17 protein-coding genes are annotated in these 20,554 nt (G+C 52.5%); 2 read left to right on the top strand and 15 right to left on the bottom strand.

The window, feature by feature from the left end; all coding sequences use genetic code 11:
* Positions 1-332: 332 nt before the first annotated feature.
* Together D5269_RS05855 and D5269_RS05850 are read left to right on the top strand one after the other, a co-directional pair.
* On the top strand, positions 333-2,057 hold the full coding sequence (locus D5269_RS05855) for an efflux RND transporter periplasmic adaptor subunit (protein WP_120484096.1): 1,725 nt from the start codon (positions 333-335) through the stop codon (positions 2,055-2,057).
* Entirely contained in the window at positions 2,054-5,143 is a 3,090-nt protein-coding gene (locus tag D5269_RS05850) for an efflux RND transporter permease subunit (protein WP_120484095.1), read from the top strand. Before D5269_RS05855 ends, D5269_RS05850 begins: the two co-directional genes overlap by 4 nt.
* A gap of 74 nt (positions 5,144-5,217) precedes the next feature.
* Here the strand turns inward: D5269_RS05850 and D5269_RS05845 are convergent, their stop codons facing one another.
* The 15 genes from D5269_RS05845 to rplI form a co-directional block, all read right to left on the bottom strand.
* The gene (locus D5269_RS05845; RefSeq protein WP_016316236.1) at positions 5,218-6,441 is read right to left on the bottom strand and encodes a hypothetical protein; all 1,224 of its coding nucleotides are present in this window, start codon (positions 6,439-6,441) and stop codon (positions 5,218-5,220) included.
* Between the two features lie 30 nt (positions 6,442-6,471).
* The gene (locus D5269_RS05840) at positions 6,472-6,981 is read right to left on the bottom strand and encodes a C-GCAxxG-C-C family protein (RefSeq protein WP_016316235.1); all 510 of its coding nucleotides are present in this window, start codon (positions 6,979-6,981) and stop codon (positions 6,472-6,474) included.
* A gap of 222 nt (positions 6,982-7,203) precedes the next feature.
* A complete protein-coding gene (locus D5269_RS05835) occupies positions 7,204-7,968 on the bottom strand; it encodes an SDR family oxidoreductase (protein ID WP_120484094.1) in 765 nt (254 codons plus the stop codon).
* Between the two features lie 21 nt (positions 7,969-7,989).
* Positions 7,990-9,255: a TRAP transporter large permease gene (locus tag D5269_RS05830; protein WP_158604873.1), complete on the bottom strand. Its 1,266-nt coding sequence runs from the start codon at positions 9,253-9,255 to the stop codon at positions 7,990-7,992.
* 1 nt (position 9,256) lies between these two features.
* Entirely contained in the window at positions 9,257-9,763 is a 507-nt protein-coding gene (locus D5269_RS05825; protein WP_016316232.1) for a TRAP transporter small permease, read from the bottom strand.
* Positions 9,764-9,899: 136 nt separating this feature from the next.
* Entirely contained in the window at positions 9,900-10,997 is a 1,098-nt protein-coding gene (locus D5269_RS05820; RefSeq protein WP_016316231.1) for a DctP family TRAP transporter solute-binding subunit, read from the bottom strand.
* A 99-nt stretch (positions 10,998-11,096) separates the two neighbouring features.
* On the bottom strand, positions 11,097-11,837 hold the full coding sequence (locus D5269_RS05815) for an SDR family NAD(P)-dependent oxidoreductase (protein WP_207709103.1): 741 nt from the start codon (positions 11,835-11,837) through the stop codon (positions 11,097-11,099).
* 353 nt (positions 11,838-12,190) lie between these two features.
* Positions 12,191-12,904, bottom strand: coding sequence for a Bax inhibitor-1/YccA family protein (locus D5269_RS05810; protein WP_016316229.1), 714 nt, complete (start codon positions 12,902-12,904; stop codon positions 12,191-12,193).
* Positions 12,905-13,155: 251 nt separating this feature from the next.
* Positions 13,156-13,683, bottom strand: a complete 528-nt coding sequence (locus D5269_RS05805) for an isochorismatase family cysteine hydrolase (protein WP_120484091.1) — start codon at positions 13,681-13,683, stop codon at positions 13,156-13,158.
* A gap of 10 nt (positions 13,684-13,693) precedes the next feature.
* Entirely contained in the window at positions 13,694-14,635 is a 942-nt protein-coding gene (locus tag D5269_RS05800) for a hexose kinase (RefSeq protein ID WP_120484090.1), read from the bottom strand.
* Between the two features lie 22 nt (positions 14,636-14,657).
* Positions 14,658-16,754 (bottom strand): ATP-dependent zinc metalloprotease FtsH, encoded by a 2,097-nt coding sequence (gene ftsH / locus D5269_RS05795; protein ID WP_256374357.1) that lies wholly within the window; start codon positions 16,752-16,754, stop codon positions 14,658-14,660.
* Between the two features lie 38 nt (positions 16,755-16,792).
* Positions 16,793-17,350, bottom strand: coding sequence for a hypoxanthine phosphoribosyltransferase (gene hpt / locus D5269_RS05790; RefSeq protein WP_243126654.1), 558 nt, complete (start codon positions 17,348-17,350; stop codon positions 16,793-16,795).
* Positions 17,351-17,354: 4 nt separating this feature from the next.
* A complete protein-coding gene (gene tilS, locus D5269_RS05785; RefSeq protein WP_158604872.1) occupies positions 17,355-18,737 on the bottom strand; it encodes a tRNA lysidine(34) synthetase TilS in 1,383 nt (460 codons plus the stop codon).
* Positions 18,727-20,043, bottom strand: coding sequence for a replicative DNA helicase (gene dnaB / locus D5269_RS05780; protein ID WP_051142468.1), 1,317 nt, complete (start codon positions 20,041-20,043; stop codon positions 18,727-18,729). The genes tilS and dnaB overlap by 11 nt, the downstream gene beginning before the upstream one ends.
* Before the next feature lie 62 nt (positions 20,044-20,105).
* A complete protein-coding gene (gene rplI / locus D5269_RS05775; RefSeq protein ID WP_016316222.1) occupies positions 20,106-20,552 on the bottom strand; it encodes a 50S ribosomal protein L9 in 447 nt (148 codons plus the stop codon).
* Positions 20,553-20,554: the final 2 nt, after the last annotated feature.

Below are 20,554 nucleotides of genomic sequence, written 5' to 3'. Positions count from 1 at the left end.
CCAGAAAATATGATAGAATGATAGGGGTTTTCTCAAAAACATAAATATAACATCTCGTTCACAGATTTTTCACACAAACGGTTGCACAGTCCATACTTGGTTCATAATCCGGCTGTAAACTATATCAGAATTATAAGGGAAGCGTTTGAAAAGAACCAAACTGATTCTTTCAAGCCTGCGGCGGGAGCGCCGCAGAGGACTGTTGCAAGCAGCCCTGCTTCATCACCTGGCGCGCTTTGCGTGCTGGCGGACTTTCGCCTGCCACTTCAAAACGGATACCCGTTTTGAAGTGTGTTGAATATATCTCAATAAGTAAGTAGGAGGTTCTCCCATTGAAAAAGATCACCGGAGTACTTTTGTGCTGCGCAGTTGTTGGCGGCGTTGCCGCTGTCGGGTTCCTGTCCCGCATGGGTCCCGACGATACCGCCCCTGTTGCCGCGCAGCTTTCTGAAATCAACGTCAGTGTCGCCAAACCTATCCGCGGCAGCCTTGCCCAGACCACCTCTTTTATCGGTACGGTGCAGCCTGAGGAATCGGTGCAGGTGTTCCCTAAGGCAAGCGGCACCGTCCTGCGCACCTATTTCGAGATTGGGGAACCAGTGCAGAAAGGACAGCTGCTTTTTGAGATCGACCCCGAGATGGCGCAGCTCCAGTATAATGCGGCCCGCATCGCGGCAGATGCACAGCTGGGCAGTGGGTACGACACCCAGCTCGTCACGATGAAGTCCAGCCTGAACGCCGCCCAGAGCGCGCTCAACACCGCCCGCGACAACCTGAAAAACCTCAACGATGGGGTTGCGGACGAGATTGAACGGCAGCAGCGGGATGCCGAGAAGTTTGAGAAGGAGATGGAAAATCTCGACCTCGAGCTTGACCGGATTTCCGGAATGTCCGCCGAAGAACTGAAAGCGACTTACGGCGCGGACGCCGATCGGGACAGGCTTCTTGTACAGAAGGAAAACGCCCGCACCACTGCCTATGAGAAGTATGTCTATGCGCGTGATAGGGTAGACGAGTTGGAGGACGACGATGATCCGCAGCTTCGCTCAGCGCGCACCGCCTACCGCAACGCCAAAAACAGCTACAATGCCGCGAAGGAAGCCTACGACCTGACTGCTGGCGTCTCCCGTGAGGATGCGGAAGCGGTCTCAGAAGCACAGCTTCAGATCCAGGCCAAGTCGATCGAGTACACCCGGGTCACCGCGCCGATCTCCGGGATCATCGAACAGAAAAATGTGTCTGAACAGAACCCCGCCCCTTCCGGACAGCCTTCCTATGTGATCTCGAACAAAAGCATCATGACTGTGCGATTTGGGGTTTCCGAGTCGGTGATGCAAAACCTTTCGATCGGTGAGGAGATCGAGATTGAAGCAGGCGGTCAGACAACTGTCGGCACCATCACTGAAATTCCCACTGCGGTTGATGCACAGACCGGCCTGTTCAATATTAAGGCGAGCATAGACGGCGAACAGATTCAGCTACATACCGGCGCCACAGTCAAGCTCTACGCCGCCACCCAGAAGGCAACCGACAGCATCATCCTGCCGATCGACTGCCTCTACTACGATGCTGAACAACCGTATGTTTATCTCTACCGGAACGGCAAAGCGGTCAAGACTGAGGTTCAGACCGGTGTTTCGAGCGAAACCGAGATCGCAGTTCTCTCGGGCCTCTCGGAAAATGATCGGGTCATCACCTCATGGCATCCCCGCCTGTTGGACGGTGCGGAGGTTGTCGTACAGGGGGATGAAAATGCGGTGGTCGCGGTTTCGGCGGCGGTTGGCGCGGCCGAGAAGGATACCGATGCCAGCTCCGGAGAAAGCTCCGAAGCGGAAGAAACCGCCTCCACTCCGGAGGATGTTGTTTCCTCCGAATCGGAACCTATCTCTTCTGCGGCTTCCTCTGTCCCACAGGAGCAGCTCTCCACCGAGCCGAACCGGACGGTCCGCCGGATGGATAGCGACAGCTCTTCTAAATCCTCATCCTCCAAGAGCAGTTCCTCTGCCGCTCAGAGTTACGCTTCGGGGTTGAAAGTGATGCAGGGAGGCTCTAAATGAATCTGACAAAACTTGCAATCAAGCGGCCGGTTTCAATGATTATCATTGTATTTGCGCTGCTGGTCTTTGGCGCAATGTCGATTGCAACTACCCCACTTGAAATGACCCCCGATATTGAAATGCCGATGTTCGTGGTTATGACCACCTACCCAGGCGCAGGACCGGAGGACGTGGAGGAGCTCGTCTCCAAGAAGGTCGAGGACGCCTGCTCGACACTGAACGGGCTGAAAAATGTGCAGTCGGTCTCACAGGAAAATGTTTCCCTTGTGATCCTTGAGCTGGAATATGGGAGCAACATGGATATTGCGCACATGGACCTACAGGAAAAGATCAACCGATACAAGGGCCTGCTGCCAGACAACGCATCTGACCCGATCATTATGGAGATGGATGTCAACGGGATGCCCAGTGTCGTGCTTTCGGCGAGTGCAACCGGCGATATCAACCTGCTCAACTATATCAACGAGAGCATTGTCCCCGAATTTGAAAAACTCTCGGGCGTTGCAAGTGTCGATGTAGCGGGTGGACAGGAAGAATATATCAGTATCCAGCTGATGGAGGACCGTCTGCGTCAGTATGGCCTCGACATTGACACGATCAGCGCACTCCTCTCCGCTGCCAACTTTTCGATTCCTGCCGGTGATGCGGACATGGGTACCCAGTCGCTCGCGGTGCGGGCCGCTGTCGAATACAAGACGGTGGAATCTCTACGTGACGTCCCGATCCCCCTGCGCAGCGGCGGTGTGATTCATCTTTCGGATGTTGCGCAGATATTCCGCACCTCCCGTGATGCGGACAGCATCAGCCGATACAATGGTGTGGACAATATCAGCCTTTCGATCACCAAGCGGCAGAGTGCGAGCACACTCGACGTCTCGCGGACAGTGCTGCGGGAGGTGGGGCGGCTCAATGCCGCTGATAGCGGCGTCCGCCTTGACGTGATCTATGACAGCAGCGACATGATTGTCGATTCGGTCAAGACAGTATTCAGCACATTGATTCTCGGGGTCCTCCTTTCAATGCTAGTGCTCTTCCTCTTTTTTGGGGATATCAAAGCATCGCTGATTGTCGGAAGCTCGATGCCGATTTCCCTACTGGTTACTGTCATCCTGATGAAGCTGATGGGATTCTCACTCAACGTCGTTTCACTGGGCGGTATGGTCATTGGTGTCGGCATGATGGTCGACAGCTCGATTGTTGTAATCGAGAGTTGCTTCCGGCGCAGCAGTACAGAACGGCAGGATTTCAAAAAATGTGCAATCGAGGGCGCCGGGTTTGTCGCAATGTCCATCATTGCCTCAACGATTACCACCGTTGTTGTGTTCCTTCCGATCAGTGTAATGAAGGGCCTTTCCGGCCAGCTCTTCAAACAACTCGGGTTCACAATTATCTTTTCCCTGACCGCCTCCCTGATCTGTGCGCTCACCCTCGTGCCGCTCTTCTTTTCGATGTTTAAACCGGTCGAGCGGCGGGAAGCGCCTATCTCTCGGTTTGTACGGAAGGTCGAGGTCGGTTATGGAAACCTGCTTCGTCACATTCTTCCGTTTAAAAAGACGGTGGTTCTGGTTTCTATCCTGCTTTTGGTTGGTTCGCTCGCTCTGATCCCTCTGATACACGTTGAGATGATGCCGTCTGTCGATGAAGGAACCATAGCGGTCAGCGCCGAGCTGCGTCCCGGGCTTCAGGTCGGGCGTATTGATGAAATTATGACCGATATTGAACAGCTTGCGGCAAATCATCCCGACGTGGAACGATACTCACTCAGCACCGGCGGTGGAAGCATGATGATGGGCAGTTCGGGCGGGGCAACCCTCACCGCCTATCTGAAAGGTGACCGAGAGATGTCCACCAACGAGGTAGTCGAACAGTGGAGGCAGGAAACCAGGGAGATGCTGGACTGTGAGATCAATGTAGAATCGTCCAGTAGCTCTATGGGGTCGATGGCCGGAGGTGGTGACGTAGAGGTCAACCTTCAGGGCAACGATTACGATCTGCTCAAAACGACTTCCGCCGAGATCGAATCGCTGATGCACCAAAATAGCGGGATCGTCCGAGTGACTTCTACTGTCGCAAAAGGCAACCCGCAAGCCAAGGTCGAGATCGATCCGCTCAAGGCCGCATCCAAAGGATTCCAGCCTGCGCAGATTGGTTCGCTGATCTATAAGGTACTTAGCGGCAGTGAGGTCACTACCCTCTCGCAGAATGGACAGGAATACGAAATCTGGGTCGAATATCCGCGTGGACGGTTTCAGACAATCAGTGACCTTTCCGGGCTGATCCTGATTAACGCGGCTGGACAGCAGGTCCCGTTGCTCGATGTTGCAGAAATCAATTTCTCGGACAGCCCACAAAGTATCACCCGCAAAAATAACCAGTACATTGTTACAGTTACCGGGCAGCCGACCGAAGCAGCGAAGTATACCGCCAAAGCTGAGATTCTCGCACAGGTGCAGGCAATGCAGCTGCCCAACGGTGTGACATTGGCTTCCGGTTCGATGGATGAACAGATGATGCAGGAATTCTCTGCACTCGGCATGGCAATCGCAATCGCTGCGCTGCTTGTGTTCATGGTTATGGCGATGCAGTTTGAATCTCCCAAATTTTCTCTGATGGTGATGGTCTGTGTCCCGTTCAGCTTGATCGGCTCATTCGGCCTGCTCTATCTCACCAACAGTACCCTGAGCATGCCCTCTCTGATGGGCTTCCTGACACTGGTTGGAACGGTGGTCAACAACGGCATCCTGTTTGTCGATACCACCAACCAGTACCGGTCCAGCATGGATATGCAGACCGCTCTGCTCAATACCGGCCGTACCCGTCTGCGCCCGATCCTGATGACCACTCTGACCACCGTCCTTTCCATGGTGCCGATGTCACTCGGAATCGGCGACGGTGCAGAGATGATGCGCGGAATGGCAGTTGTTATCATCGGCGGTCTCTGCGCCTCCACTCTGTTGACCCTGCTGCTCCTGCCGACCTTCTATCTCATCTTTGAAGGAAGAAACAAAGGAAACTTAAACAACACCCTACCCCCACCCGCGCCGGTATCGGCTCCCGCGATTGAGGACACCGCCCTCTTCAACTAACGATTCGCAAAACTGAATCGGTCAAAAGCAAGCCCCCTCTGCCAACGGCAGAGGGGGCTGTGTGCATTTCAGGACTATTGCAGCACCTTTTTGACAATCTCCGAAAATTCCTCCTGCGAAACAAGCCCATGATGCTGGATCGCCAAGGATTTCACGTGATCCAGTATCTCCATGCATTTCGACTTTTCAGGAATTTCCATCCCCAGCTTTTCCAGGTAGTGTTCGACAGTTGGCAAGCCACTCCCCTTGCCAAGCAGAATCCGGTTGTCCGGATGCCCGGTCAGTTCCGGCAGATAGGGGGTCAGCTCCAATGGGTCGGTTGCCTTGACATTCTGATACCAGCCGGTGATAATCCCCGACTCGATGTCCATAATATCATCTCCAACAATTCCCCTGTTAGGGCGGACCGGCATCCCGGAAAATGCCCGCATCTGTTTGGAAAGTTCATAAATTTTGTCGTATTTCAGTCCCAGATCGACGTCGTACATTGTCAGGAGCGAGAGCGCTACATCTTCATAGGCTGTATTACCCGCACGTTCCCCGATTGCCGAAATGGTCGTATGCGCCACATCTGCCCCAGCAGCCAGCGCCATAATGGTATTGGCACTGCCAAGGCCGAAATCATCATGGAAATGTACCTCGACCGGTTTATCCAGATAGCTTTTGACCGTACGGATCAGGTATGGGATTGCATTGGGATTCAAGCCGCCAAATGTGTCCACAATCGCAAGGGCATCCATGTGCCCCTCGTCCGCGACCCGCTTAATCAGTTTCATCGCCCAATTGATGTCTGCCCGGCTCATGTCGATCGGGAAAAAGACGGTATAAAGCCCCTTTTCCTTCGCAAATGCCGTCGCTTCCACCGAAAGCTGTATCGCTTTTTCCAAATCCCAGCGGTAGGCTTTTTCGATCATATGGTCGCTGGACGGGATTTCAATGACGATCCCGTCTACTCCCAGGTCTGCGGCCCGTTTTACATCATCTTTAACGCACCTGCAAAAAGCGAAAATCTCCGGACCGAGGTTCCTTTTGACGATCTGGCGAATGGCTTCCTCGTCGTCCGGGGATACTGCCGGCATTCCTGCCTCAATCCTATGTAGCCCGATTTCAGCCATCCTCTCGGCTAGAGCGATTTTCTCATCCTTGCTGAAGATCAGCCCAGCCTGCTGTTCTCCATCCCGCAGGGACACGTCATGAAGTTTGATATTCTTTTTAAAGTGGTAGGTTTCTTTTACTTCGTCCGCAAAATTCCACGGACTTGTGAACCATTTCTCGCTCTTCCATGGTGTTGTACTCATTCTATAGTTCCCCCTTTCCGCATCGGCTCTTTAGATTAGGCCCTCCTCGTTCAGAATGTCGACCACCCATTCCGCTGCCTTTCCGCAGACACTCGGACAGATGTCATCATGTCCGCCGGCGTTGATAAAGTCGTCGCGCTCCCCTTTCAGAATGTCGTAGGAACGGCCCATCAGTTTAGTCTGAACTGCGGAACAGTCACCGCCGCATTCCCCATACTCTTCCTCAAACCTGTCAACCAGACGGCGGGAAAGCTGGAAGGTCTTAAAGCGGATTCCTTCCGGGTCCGGGAAATCCGAGATGTCACGTCCGACAAAACAACTTAACGCCATGATCCCTCCGGTAAGTGCGCCGCACGCATATCCAGCGCCTGCAAGCCCCGCACCAAGCCCGGTAGCAGACTTGAAAACGTCGTCCGAAATCCTGCTGCCAATCGTATTTTTGATTGCTCCTATGACACACTGGGAGCAGCAGCCATACTCCTTTTCATAAAAATAAGCGAGATCATAGGCCAGTTTTTTGACAGAATTTACGTTTTCCATCGTTCTATCCCTCCGTAATATAAAAATTTTAACATAGAATATAATTGAAAATAACCCATTATTTTGAAGCATAGGTTAAAAACTGATCGATGTGCAGAGCACGTTTACTGATTATCAACGCTGGAACCAAACTGCTGTAAGCGGCTCCCCGCAGCATCTCCGCCTCGAGACTGTTGAAAATATGGGAGCCGCTTTTTTCAGCCCATCAAACAACCACTGCCCTTATCTGGGAAGCGCCTGCCTTGCAATGATGCCGCCATCGACCAGCATTACGTCACCAGTGATGCCGCGTGCATAGGAAGAAGACAGGAAAAGAGTACATCCAGCGACATCTTCCGGCGTTGTGAGGCGTCCGAGCGGGATATACCGGCAGAATGACTGCACCTTTTCCTCGGTATTCAGACGCACCCGACACATTTTGCTGTCCACGACGCCAGGTGCAATCGAGTTCACAGTAATCCCGAACTCTCCCAGTTCCAAAGCAAAAGATTTGGAGAGCATATCCAGAGCCGCCTTGGTCGCACCGTAGACGATGCGGTTTTCAGCCGCTGCAGAGCCGTTCAGACTGCTGATATTGATGATCGATCCACTGTCGCTTTCCTTGAGCAGAGGGATCATCGCCTTGGTCAGCAAGAACGCTCCGATCACATTTACTGCCATTGATTTTTCAAAGTCGCTCTTTTCGGTCTCAAACACCGATTTTCGGCAGAGAATCCCTGCAACATTCACCAGTACATCCACCCGTCCATAGAGTTTTCCAACCGTTTTAACCGCCTGCTCGATCGAATCTTCATTGGTGATGTCGGTTTGTAGAGGGAAAATATCCGCTTCCGGGAACTGTGCTTTCAGATTCTCTGCCGCTTCCAGATTCAGGTCACCGAGAATGATCCGGCAGCTTTCGTCTACAAAGCCCTTGACGATCGCGCTGCCAATATCCCCTGCCCCGCCGGAAATAAAGATCACTTTATTTTCAAGATGAAATGCCATAGATTTCCTTCCTTTCTTTGATCATAAAAACAGCATACTTGCCGCCGGCACAAACGCAACCAGCATGAGCACTCCGATCATAATTAGGACAAATGGAATGATATTTTTTATGACCTGCTCGATCTTTACATCATAAATACCACAGATACAGAACATGTTCAGTCCTAGCGGAGGCGTGATCGTGCCCACGCAGATCGAAACCACCATGACCAGACCAAACTGCACCAGGCTCAAACCTAATGCGGTAGCAATCGGAGCCAGCAGTGGAGCGAGGATTACAAGATAAGCGTTCCCTTCCATGAAAGTACCTACGATCACCAGAAAGACCAGCATAATCAGGATGATCAAAATTTTGCTGGTGGTAACCGAGAGAATCCCGGTTGCGATCGACTGCGGAATCTGCAAAATGGTCATCTGCCAGCCGAATAGCGAAGAGGTCGCGATAATGAACATAACTGTAGCTGTGTTTTTCGCTGAAACCAGGATGATCTCAGGGACATCACTAAGGCGGAACTGCTTATAGACAAAGCATCCTACAATAAATCCATACAGACAGGCAACCGCAGCCGCCTCAGTCGGGGTAAAGAATCCACCGTAAATGCCGCCCAGAATGATGACCGGCATCAGAAGCGCCAGAATCGCGTCCTTGAAGGCGACCCAGACTTCCTGAACGCTGGGCCGGGTGTCCAGTCCCTTGTACCCACACTTTTTCGATTTGATCATGATGTAGATAATCAGTGCCACACCGGAAATCACCCCAACCTCGATTCCCGCGGTGAACAGATCGGAGACTGACGCACCCTGCGAAACCGCATAAATAATCATCGGGATGCTCGGTGGGATCAGGATGCCCAGCGAGCCTGCGGTGGAGATCACTGCACCGGCAAATCCCTTGTCATAGTTATTTTCTTCCATAGAGGGCATCATGATCGAACCGATCGCAGCTACTGTCCCAGTGGAAGAGCCGCAGACTGCTCCAAAAAACATGCATGCGATAGTCGAAACGACCGCCATACCGCCAGCAACATACCCGACGAGCGTCTCAACCAGACGGATGATCCGTTTGGAAATGCCGCCGTATTCCATCAGTTTGCCGGAAAGCATAAAAAACGGGATCGCCAGAAGGGTGAACGAGTCGGTCGCGGCAAAGACCCGTTGTGCGACCGCACTGAGCGGCGTACCTGCGACAACCAGCGAAACCAGCGCAGACAGCCCTGTGCAGAATGCGATTGGGATGCCGAAAGCGACCAGAATCATGAAGGAACCCAAAAGAATCAATGCCGACATACTATTCTCCTTTCTCCTCAGAATTTGGCTTTGCAAAGAAATTGCAGATGTGCAGGAGGAAGTGGATCGCCATGAATATCCCTCCAACCGCCATTCCCGCATATGCATATTGCATCGGCAGACGCAAGGATGGAGAAATCTGTCCATATTGAATCTGTGTCCGCATGATGATAGCCGTAAAATAGACAAGGATAAAGCTCAGGCCCAGGCAAAGAAGATAGGTCAACAGCTCGACTACTCTCTTCATTGCGGGAGGAAAGATATCGACCAAGGCTGTAACGCCGATATGGGCTTTGCCGCCTGCGGCATAGGCAGCAGCGATAAACGTAAGCCATACAAACAGGTATCTAGACAGCTCGTCCGACCAGGCCATCTGGGCATTGACAGTGATCCGGTTGAATACGGCGATCAACACGACCAGTGTCATAGCGACAAAAAGAATCTGCAAAAAGATTTTTTCCACTGTGTTGAGGATGTTCTCAATGGTTTTGAGCATAATCACATACACATGTATGCTCCACACCCAACAAAAACGAGTGTAAACATACGCTCCTTTCGTTGTTTTTTAAGAAACGGTCCAAACCGGGTCTGATGGAAGCTGCGGCAGACAGGAAGATGTCTGCCGCAGTTCCGCTCCGGTCTGGTTACTTGTAATTTTCCGCAGCAGCTACAAATTTATCAATCAGGTCCTGTCCAATCTCGCCTGCAAACATCGCATAGATATCTTCGGCAGTCGCCTTAAATGCATCCTTATCCGCATTGTTGATCTCGCAGCCATATTCCTCAAATACACCGATTGCTGCCTCCTCGGCAGCCAGATTGGTCTGTCGGCAGACATCGCGTCCACCATGTGCGGCTTCCACGATGATTGCCTGTAGCTCCGGAGTCATCTGATCCCAGAGGGTTTTGGAAATCAGCAGCGGGGTGCCGGTGTAGAAATGTTCGGAAACCGAGATGTATTTCTGAACCTCATACAGCTTCTGGGAGAGGATGATCGAAAGTGGGTTTTCCTGCCCGTCAATGGTCTTGGTCTGAAGCGCGGTATAGACCTCGCCAATCGGCATCGAAATCGCGTTGCCACCCCAGTAACCAATTGCCTGTACGTGAACCGGGGTTTCCATAGTACGGAATTTTTTGCCGGAAACATCCGCAGGCGTGTTAATCGGATTGATGCTGTTGGTGAAGTTTCTAAAGCCGACCTCGTAGAATCCAAGCCCTACCAGACCTTTGCTTTCCAGCATTCCGAGCATCTCCTCGCCCAACTCACCATCGAGCGTATCCCATGCCTGGTCTCGGCTGGTAAAGATATAGGGAAGGTCAAAAACCTGATACTGCGGTACGAAGCTGGTGAGCTGCGAAGTCGCCGCCAGACACATCTCAAGCGTACCCAGCTGAAGCGCTTCGATCATTTCGCGCTCGGAACCCAGAGAAGAGGACGCGTGAATCTCCACCTTCACTTTGCCGCCGGTCTTCTCTTCCACCGTCGCTTTGAACTGTTCCAACCCCTTATGGTAGCCATGATCCGTTGCAACGCTGTGTCCGACATTGATGGTCATTTCGGGGAAATCCGCAGAACTGTCCGCCGCCGGCGCAGACGACGCCTGTGACTGTGCTGCCGGTTGGCTGGGGGTCGCCGCACTGCTCGCGGGAGCGGAAGAGGCCGCACCCTGCCCACAAGCTGTCAGAAAAGCCGCAACCAGGATTGAGGAAACCAAACTCAGGGTTCTTTTCTTCATCTTCATTGTAATTCCTCCAATTCGTATCATTTCTATGGAAATCTACTCCCGTCTCGGAATCAGGATTTCAGATTCCAGGACTGTTTCCGCCTCTGTTTAACCGGATCAGCCGATGAATGCACCGCCATTGATCGCGATGACTTCTCCTGTGATCCATCCGCTCTCATCGCTGGAGAGAAAAAGCAGGAGATTCGCAATATCTGTTGGGGTTCCCTTGCGTTTGAACGGGATCGTGCTGAGAAGACTGTTCATCTGCTCTGTTGTGTAGTTTTTCTCAAAAAGAGGAGTCACAACAGGGCCTGGCGCAATCGCATTGACATTGATGCCGTCTGCCGCTACCTGAAGGGCCAGCGCCCTTGTTATGCCCACAATTCCGCTTTTTGATCCCGCATAATCGACGGCGACCATCCGACCGGTCTGGGCGCAGATTGATGCAAGATTGACGATCTTTCCGCATTGTCTTTCAACCATGTGAGGAATGATCTCACGGCAGCATAAAAAAGTTCCAGTCATATTCACATCAATCAGACGCCGCCACTGTTCCAATGTCAAGTCCTGAATCCGCGAACTTCTTCCATATCCTGCGCAGTTAATCAGAATATCCACTGTATGCATCTGTTCCAGAGCTTGAGAGAATGCCGATTTTACACTCTCTTCCTCTGAAACATCCACCTGCATCACATGTGCCCGACCTCCAATCTTTGCGATCTCTGTGGCCACCTTTTGTGCTGACTCGGCATTGATGTCCAAAAGTGAAATTTCTGCCCCTTCCCGCGCAAAAAGAAGCGCTGTTTCCTTGCCAAATCCGCTGGCACTTCCAGTGATAACCGCTTTTTTACCTTCCAGTCTTATTTTTCATCCCTTCCTTTCTTCCTTCCTCTTCGTCCATTGTATCGTTGCCCTTCTTTTATGTGGTTTGTTTGAGTTGATTAATCATCAATCCATCAGACCACAAAACCAATATACACTCTATTCACCCTAAAAGTCAATGGTTTTTTTATTTTTTACTATTTTTCTAATATTAAATATTTTATTTTAGCTATTTCGACGATTTATTTTCATTTATTTTTTCAATAAGATTTCAAATTTATATCAAAAAAACAGATTCCACCCATATCTAATGGTTAGAATCTGTTTTTTGATATGCAATAAAAATGATTTACCAAAAATCCTGCCCCATATGGGACAGGATTTTATACTTACTTGCGTTTTCCGAACAACCGGAGCAGGTAAAGAAAGATGTTCATAAAATCGAGATAAAGGGCAAGGGCGGAATAAATCGCCATCTTGTCAAGCATCTGCGCATTGCCCTCAAACAGATAGTAATAATCTTTGGTACGTTTTGCGTCATAGGTAGTAATACCCATGAAGAGCGCCAGACCAACAAAGCAAAGCACAGTATCCAAACCCTGCAAATGGAAAATCGTCGCTACAAGCTGCATCACAAGCAACGCAATTAAGCCGGCCAGAATGACCCAGCGGAAGCCGGAAACATCCCGTTTTGTAACCAGCCCAAACGCTGCCATTGTGCCGAAGAAAACTGCTGCGACACCAAACGCAAGAATTACGCTCTGTGCCTGGTACATCAATAAGACTGCCGAGAAGGTCACCGCACTAAGAAGGGAGTAACCAATAAAAATTGCCTTGACCTTTCCGACTGAATATTGTGCGATCCGGCTTGTGAGAAAACCCACAAGAACCAGTTCCCCGATTAACAGAGCAAGCGGCAGCCACCAAGTCATAAACACAAACCAGACAAGGCCGGTCGCGATCAATGCGTAAGCTGTTGTAAAGGTGAGGGCCAACCCGAGGAACATCCATGCATAGGTCTTCGCCACATGTTTATAAAGCGGGCTTCGATTCTTTTCCAGCTCCAATGCGCTCAGATCAGCGGGGTCAGTGCGATACTCCATACGATCAATCCTTTCTATACCCCTTATCGGGAGTTGATTTTATAGTCAAATTTCACCAAGACAGCAATCTGCCTTCACGTGCATCGACTATAACGGCTGATTGTTTCTGTCCCATACGCTCCCAAGTAGTCGCCGCTATCTATAGTATACCCCCAAATGGGCCGCGCGTCCAGCCCCAAATAACAGGTAATTCCAACAGCTCCGCCTTCTCAGCCAAAAAAGATGCCAATACCTCCGACTTTTTTTAAAGGTCAGCGGCCAATTACCCGGATTTGAAGCCCCTCCATCACATCCAGTGCCTTCCGGTTCATCTCTGGGTCAGCGCAAGAGGTGCACGCCGCATCCACAACGACTTCCGCCTCTGGAAGGGAAGCTTTGATCAATACTGCATTTGAAATGACACAGATATTGGAAACCAGCCCACACAGCTCGACCCGCTCAAACCCGTTTTTTGCCACATAGTGTGCCAATTCTGGAGATCCAAAGGCAGACTTCTCGAAGCAGGGATCATCTGCTTCCCGCAATCCGGCGACTTTTCCATAAAGGTCCCAACCTTGTGTACTTTTTGTACAATGCGGGATCGGCAGCAATCTTCCCTCCTGCGTATCCAGATAATCTGCCCCATGCGTATCAAAGGTGAATGCAACCTGTGCACCCTCCGCCCGATATTGGGATATCTTCTGGCAGATCGGTTGCTCGAGCTGCTTTGCCTCGAAAAAACCGAGACTTCCGTCAACAAAATCATTTTGAAAATCTACAACTACCAATAACTTTTTCATCGAACAACCTCTAAATTTCATAGACCGAGACCTGATTGTTAATCATTGCAACCGAAATTCTGCGGGGCGGATTGGTCCCTTCGATCAGACAGGAAGCTGTTCCAAACGCCGCCGCAAACTGCACCGACCGCTTGACATCATATTTGTAATCATTGGCAATGATGAAGCCCGCCAGTGCAGCATCTCCGGCGCCAATCGTCGACTTGATCTCTGAAAGTTCGGGGACATCTGCCTTATAGATATGTTCCCCGTCTGTATAGATCATTCCCTCTGCGCCTAAACTGGCGAGAACATGGGAAGCCCCCGCCCGCGCCAGCTCGTGTACAGCCTCTTTCATCTCTTCAAGTGTATGCAGTTCCCTGCCAACGAGCGCACAAAGTTCTTCATAATTCGGCTTTACTACCCAGGGACGTACTCTCTGGATAATCTCAAGCGTTGCAGAGCGGGTATCAAGCGCGATAATCCCGCCCGCCTCCTTGATGAACGCACAGATCTCACAGAGGATTTCGTCCGTGATGCCATCCGGCATCACTCCCGCCACCACCACGAGCGTTGCAGGTTTGATCTCTTCGGAGAGCACCCCCTCCAGTTCGTTGATGGTGCGAAAACTGATTTTCGGGCTTTTCCGTACCAGACGGGTTTGCTGTCCATCCGGTGTGATGATGCTGATATTCTCACGGATACGCCCTTCGGTGTAGATCACCCGAGTGGTGACATTCTCATCCTTGAGCCGCGCAAAATATCGCCGACTATTATCCTGCCCTGCAACAATCAGCGCAGTATTCGCAATCTCGTAACTCTGGAGTACACGTGATACATCGACCGCCTTTCCTGCCGCGTCATAAAGCTCCGATTGTACCACATGTTCGCTACCGGCTTCAAAATTATCTACATAGCAGGTAACATCCGCCGCCGGGTTGAGCGACAGGGTTATGATTTTATCAAACATCATTGTTCGGTCACCTCTTATGGCTTCATCTCTCACTGTCTGTTTGGTTCTCGTTCTGGGACTCCAGCTCCGATTCAGCCTGATGCGCTGGTTCTTCTGCTGCGGAAACTGTCTGGTCTCCGTCTGCTGCCGGCGGCCGTTCCGATGCTGCAGAATCTGCTAGCTGCTCCGAAACCGGCTCGGTCTGTGCAGTCACCTGATTTGGATCGTGCGCCGCATGGCTGCTATAGATCGAATAGTCCGGTTTTTCAGGCATCGGCTGCCCAGTCATCATTGCTTCAAACTCGTTTGCTGCCATCTTCTCATTCTCAAAGAGGAACTGCGCAACCTTATGCAGCTGATCCATGTGCTCGGTCAGGATATCCCGGGCGCGCTCACGGGCAGTGTCAATGATCCCACGCACCTCCGCATCAATTTCTGCGGCAACATTCTCGGAATAACTGGGAGTGCTGCTGAAGTCACGTCCAAGGAATACCTCGTTGCTGTCGTGCCCATAGACAATCGGTCCAAGCTTCTCCGAAAAACCATAACGCATGACCATATTGTGCGCCACCTTGGTAGCACGCTCGATGTCATTGGAAGCACCAGTCGAGATGTCCTCGAGCACCAGCTCCTCCGCCATCCGTCCGCCCAGCAGAGTGACAATATTTTCCGCCATCTCCCGCTTGGTGACATAGGATTTGTCCTCTCCCGGCAGAGAAAGGGTATAACCGCCCGCCATCCCACGCGGTACAATCGAAATCTGATGCACCGGATCCTGTGTCGGCAGATAATAGGTGCAGATTGCGTGTCCCGCTTCGTGGTAAGAGGTGAGCTTTTTGTCTTTTTCTGTGACCACATGCGACCGTTTCTCCGGTCCAGCGATGACCTTAATCGTCGCTTCCTCGATCTCAGCCATTGTGATCGCTTTTCGATCCTTCTTCGCCGCAAGCAGGGCCGCTTCATTGGTGAGGTTCTCGAGGTCTGCGCCAGTAAACCCAACAGTCGAGGACGCGATCACCCGCAGGTTAACATCCGGTGCGATCGGCTTATTTTTGGTGTGAACCCGCAGAATCGCCTCGCGTCCTTTGATATCCGGATAGCCAACCGCAATCTGACGGTCAAACCGCCCGGGGCGCAGAAGTGCCGGGTCCAGAATATCCCTTCGGTTGGTCGCGGCGATGATGATAACACCTGCATTGGTACCAAAGCCGTCCATCTCAACCAGCATCTGGTTAAGGGTCTGTTCCCGCTCGTCGTGTCCACCGCCGAGACCCGCGCCGCGCTGGCGTCCCACCGCGTCGATCTCGTCGATGAAGATGATCGATGGGGCATGTTTTTTCGCCTGCTCAAACAGGTCGCGCACACGGGACGCACCGACACCGACAAACATCTCCACAAAGTCGGAACCGGAGATCGAGAAGAATGGAACCCCCGCTTCCCCTGCGACCGCCTTGGCAAGCAGGGTTTTACCGGTTCCCGGAGGCCCCATCAGCAGGACACCCTTGGGAATCCGCGCACCGAGCGCATTGAACTTGGAAGGGGCCTTCAGGAACTCGACGATCTCGACCAGCTCCTCCTTTTCCTCGTCCGCACCCGCGACATCCGAGAAAGTGACTTTCGGGCCGTCCTCAGGGGTACGGGGCTTGGCCTTGCCAAAACTCATCATACCGCCTGCGCCACCACCGCGTGCCTGCCGCATCATCATCACATAGAAGAAGATCAGCGCACCAAGCAGCAACAGCGAAGGGAGCAGATTGACCCACCACGGTGTCTCACGCGGACGGATGATGTCAAAATCCATGGGCGCATCCGGGTGCGCCTCATTGTAGCTCCTGACATAGGACGGCGCTCCGTCGTACTTGTCGTAATAGACATCGTTCAGGAAAAGGGCGGTATTTGGCACCTTATATTCCAGCGTTTTTTCCTTGCCCTCTTCGCCGGTGAACTTAACTTTGAGCATACCAGTGCCGAGATCCAGCTCGAACGCTTTGACCTCCTGCCGCTCAAAATAACCGACCACCTCCGAATAGTTCACGGTGCTGGCGGGCTGCTGCATCGAAGAGAAGAGCACCATCGCCATCAGCATCAGCAAGAGAAAGACCGAAATATAAATGCCGATGCCCTTTGTTCTTTTGTTCAAATCTGTTTCACTCCTGTCAAGCTGCGATCAGAGCGCGCTTATTTTTCATAGACTTCGGGCTTCAGCTCGCCGACATAAGGCAGGCTGCGGTATTGCTCGGCATAGTCCAGCCCGTAACCGACCACAAACGCATCCGGTACCTCGAACCCACAATAATCCGCCCTGATGTTTGCTTTACGGCGGGAAGGTTTGTCAAGCAGGGTCGCGATCCGGATGCCGGTTGCGCCGCGTTGAAGCAGCATCGTCTTCAAATAGCTGAGGGTGAGTCCGCTGTCGAGGATGTCCTCCACAATCAGGATATGGTAGTCCTGCGGATTGATGTCAATATCCTTAATTATCTTAACCACCCCGGAAGTTTTTACGCCGGCATGGTAGCTGGAAACCGCCATAAATTCCATCTCACAGGGGACGCTGATCTGGCGCACCAGATCAGCCATAAAGACAAACGAACCCTTGAGCACACCGAGCACCAGCAGCTTTTTGTCCCCGTAGTCAGCCGAAATTTTTGCACCCAGTTCAGCGACCTTTTCCCGAATCTGTTCCTCGCTGACAAGCACCCGCTTTATATCCTGCTCCATTGCCGTTGCGATTGCCATATCCTTATTCCTCCGTCTCTTGCTCCAAAATCAGAAAAGCCAGAACTCTCCTGGTCCTCCTGTCTATTTTGACACGCTCATCCACGCCCGCGCCCTGTGCGAACACGACCCCCTCATCGTCCGCGATAACGCAGAGCCGGTCGCGCCCGGACAGGCCCAGCTCGGAATAGAGCTTTTTCAGCGACTTGCCGCAGCCGCGCCCCGCCTGATGGAGCCGGTCTCCCGACTGTCTGGAACGCACAAAAATATCATTGCTTATTTTATCATAATCGACCGCGTTTTTTAAGCCTGAATCGCTATTATTCTCAAAAATTTCATAATCTTCACAGTTTAGTATTGAAAATGTGATGGATTTTCCCTGCCCAAGTGCAAAACACTCTCCATCCAGTCGGTTTTTGGGGAGCGCATGAGGAACAAGCGGCTCGGATTTACGACGTTCCCGCCGTTCCGCACGCAAAACCCCATTGCGCAGGGCTATGTAACGGTCACTCCCGACCTGGAGCACATATCTGCGACTGCCGGGATCGAGCATCCCATCCACCAAGGCGATCCGGTCGGACGACCGTTCCGCGCCGCACTGTTCGAGCAGACCGGCGATCACCCTGCTGCGCAGTGCCGGATCGAGTGCACGCAGCTGCTCTGCATCCAGCCCGTCCCCTGTAGAAATCTGCTGAGTGGCAAGCGCGGCCTGCCGCTCAAGATAGGCAGCATCCCGCCGAAGATGCGCAGACATCCGCCCGATCGCCCCCAGCAGATCCGGGTTGACCCGGTCAAGGCTGGGGATTACACTGCGGCGAATGTGGTTGCGGGTGTAGTCGCTTGAAAGATTAGTGCTATCGGTGACATAGCAAAGCCCATGCCCCGCACAATATTCTTCAATTTCAGTACGGGTACAGGAGATCAATGGGCGGATGACCCAGCCGTCCCGCACCGGCGGGATACCGCAAATCCCAGCGATCCCAGTACCGCGTGCGAGGTTGAGCAGCACCGTTTCGGCGTTGTCCGAAAGGGTGTGTGCGGTCGCCACCCTGCCGCTGTACTGTTCCGCCAGTTCCGCGAAAAACGCATACCGCGCTTCGCGCGCCGCTGTCTCGAGGGAAAGACCCTGCGACCGCGCGTCCTCGGCAACCTGTACCCGCTTCACATCAAGCGGAACCCCATATTCGCGGCACATGGTGCATACAAACTGCTCGTCCCGGTCGCTCTCCTCACCGCGCAGGCAATGGTTAAGATGGCAGGCGCGGATTTTGAGGTTCCAGCCGGAAAGCGAGCACAAAAAATCGAGCAGAGCGACCGAATCTGCGCCGCCCGAAACGGCGGCGATCACCGTGTCACCCTGCTTTAACATTCCATATTCTATGATTGCGGCCAATGCCTTACGGTTCATGTCGTGATAACTCCAAATTGGTAAATCTTGTGTATCTGCTGTCCCAGCCGAGCTTGACCACCCCGACCTCGCCATGGCGGTTTTTCGCAACATCACAGTTGGCGATATTGCGCTCCTCCGCCTCCTCACGGGCGTAGTAATCTTCACGGTAGAGCAGCAGGACGATATCTGCATCCTGCTCGATCGAGCCGGATTCGCGCAGATCGGAAAGCATCGGCTTATGATCCGCGCGGGATTCGGGTCCACGCGAGAGCTGGGAAAGGGTGATCAGCGGGACATTCATCTCTTTTGCCATAATCTTGAGATTCCGGGTGATCTCCGAAACCTCCTGTACGCGGTTTTCGATCCGACGTCCCGAGGACATCAGCTGCAAATAGTCGATGATGACCAAATCAACCTGCTTGAGCCGGCGCAGTTTGGCCTTCATCTCCCCGATCGTGATGCCTGGAGTATCGTCTAAGTAGATGTTCGCTTTGGAAAGCACCTGGGACGCCATCGCGATCCGGACCCAGTCATCCCCCGAAAGCTCCCCTGTACGCAACGACTTGCCTTCCACCAATGCCTGCGATGAGAGTAGGCGCTGGGCAAGCTGCTCACTGCTCATCTCAAGCGAAAAGATCGCAACTGTCTTTTGGGATTTGGTTGAGACATTCTCTGCGATGTTGAGCGCGAACGAAGTCTTTCCCATGCCGGGACGCGCCGCCACGAGGATCAAGTCGGTGCGGTTCAGGCCGGTAATCACCTTGTCGAGCGCTGGATAACCAGTCGAAAGCCCCCTGTACCGATCGCGATCCTCTCCCGAAAGCCTCTGCAGCGTCTCATAAGTCTCGGTAATTGCAGTCCGAATATGCTTGAATGCACTTGTGTTGCGTCCCTGCCGAATCTCAAAAATCCGCTGTTCCGCGCTATCTAAAAGCAGATCGGATTCGGTCTGCCCCTCCTGCGCCATCTCAATAATCCCGCGTGATGCGGTGATCAGCCGCCGGACATAAAATTTTTCACGCACAATCCGGCTATAAGCCTCGACATTGTTGGAGGACGGCACCACCTGCGCCAGATTGGTCAAGTAGATTTTTGCGTCTTCATCGGTCTCAAAAATCCCTTCGGTTTTCACCGCATCAAGGATGGTGATGAAATCCATGGTCCGGCTCTGGTTGAACATGTTCATCATCACTTCATAGACTTGCTGGTGCTGGGGCCGGTAAAACGCCTCGGGACGCAGGTTTTCCATAACCTCCCCGAAGCAGGCCGGGTCAATCAGGACTGCGCCAAGTACGCTCTGTTCCGCCTCCAGATTATAGGGCATCTGCTGTGCGCCCAGTTCAATCTCTGCCAACCTCCGGCCTCCTTTCGGTTTTCAAGTGTTTTTTATGCCTCGCCTACCTCGATACGGAGCTGCGCGTTGATGCCCGGATGCAGCTTTGCCTGCGCGGTATAGCTGCCGAACGCCTTGATTTCGGTATCGAGCGAAATTTTGCGCTTGTCGATCTCCGCGTCAAACTGCTTTTTGATTTCCTCGGAAATCTCCTTCGCGGTGATTGAACCAAAGAGCTTTCCATTCGCGCCTGCTTTTGCGGTCAGCTTGACGGTTTTGCCGTTGAGCCTGTTCGCAAGCTCCTGCGCAGTCTGTTTCTCTACTGCGGCATGGTGCTCTTTCGCCGCCTGCCTAGCTTTCAGTTCGTTCATCGCCTGGGCATTCGCTTCAACCGCCAGCCCTTTGGGCAGGAGATAATTGCGGCCATACCCATCGGATACATTGACCAACTCACCCTTTTTCCCACTTCCGGGGACATCCTGTTTCAGAATTACCTTCATTG

Source organism: Anaerotruncus sp. 1XD42-93 (genome assembly GCF_009917605.1).
Classification (GTDB): Bacteria; Bacillota; Clostridia; order Oscillospirales; family Ruminococcaceae; genus Anaerotruncus.
This window is presented reverse-complemented; position numbering and strand designations above follow the sequence as displayed.

What these genes read in the sequence shown, in the direction of transcription:
- rplI (WP_016316222.1), bottom strand. Translation starts at nt 20,552, where the DNA reads ATGAAGGTAATTCTGAAACAGGATGTCCCCGGAAGTGGGAAAAAGGGT.
- D5269_RS05830 (WP_158604873.1), bottom strand. Translation starts at nt 9,255, where the DNA reads ATGTCGGCATTGATTCTTTTGGGTTCCTTCATGATTCTGGTCGCTTTC.
- D5269_RS05835 (WP_120484094.1), bottom strand. Translation starts at nt 7,968, where the DNA reads ATGGCATTTCATCTTGAAAATAAAGTGATCTTTATTTCCGGCGGGGCA.
- D5269_RS05800 (WP_120484090.1), bottom strand. Translation starts at nt 14,635, where the DNA reads ATGATGTTTGATAAAATCATAACCCTGTCGCTCAACCCGGCGGCGGAT.
- hpt (WP_243126654.1), bottom strand. Translation starts at nt 17,350, where the DNA reads ATGGCAATCGCAACGGCAATGGAGCAGGATATAAAGCGGGTGCTTGTC.
- D5269_RS05850 (WP_120484095.1), top strand. Translation starts at nt 2,054, where the DNA reads ATGAATCTGACAAAACTTGCAATCAAGCGGCCGGTTTCAATGATTATC.
- D5269_RS05845 (WP_016316236.1), bottom strand. Translation starts at nt 6,441, where the DNA reads ATGAGTACAACACCATGGAAGAGCGAGAAATGGTTCACAAGTCCGTGG.
- dnaB (WP_051142468.1), bottom strand. Translation starts at nt 20,043, where the DNA reads ATGCCCTATAATCTGGAGGCGGAACAGAGCGTACTTGGCGCAGTCCTG.
- D5269_RS05840 (WP_016316235.1), bottom strand. Translation starts at nt 6,981, where the DNA reads ATGGAAAACGTAAATTCTGTCAAAAAACTGGCCTATGATCTCGCTTAT.
- D5269_RS05805 (WP_120484091.1), bottom strand. Translation starts at nt 13,683, where the DNA reads ATGAAAAAGTTATTGGTAGTTGTAGATTTTCAAAATGATTTTGTTGAC.
- D5269_RS05820 (WP_016316231.1), bottom strand. Translation starts at nt 10,997, where the DNA reads ATGAAGATGAAGAAAAGAACCCTGAGTTTGGTTTCCTCAATCCTGGTT.
- tilS (WP_158604872.1), bottom strand. Translation starts at nt 18,737, where the DNA reads ATGAACCGTAAGGCATTGGCCGCAATCATAGAATATGGAATGTTAAAG.
- D5269_RS05810 (WP_016316229.1), bottom strand. Translation starts at nt 12,904, where the DNA reads ATGGAGTATCGCACTGACCCCGCTGATCTGAGCGCATTGGAGCTGGAA.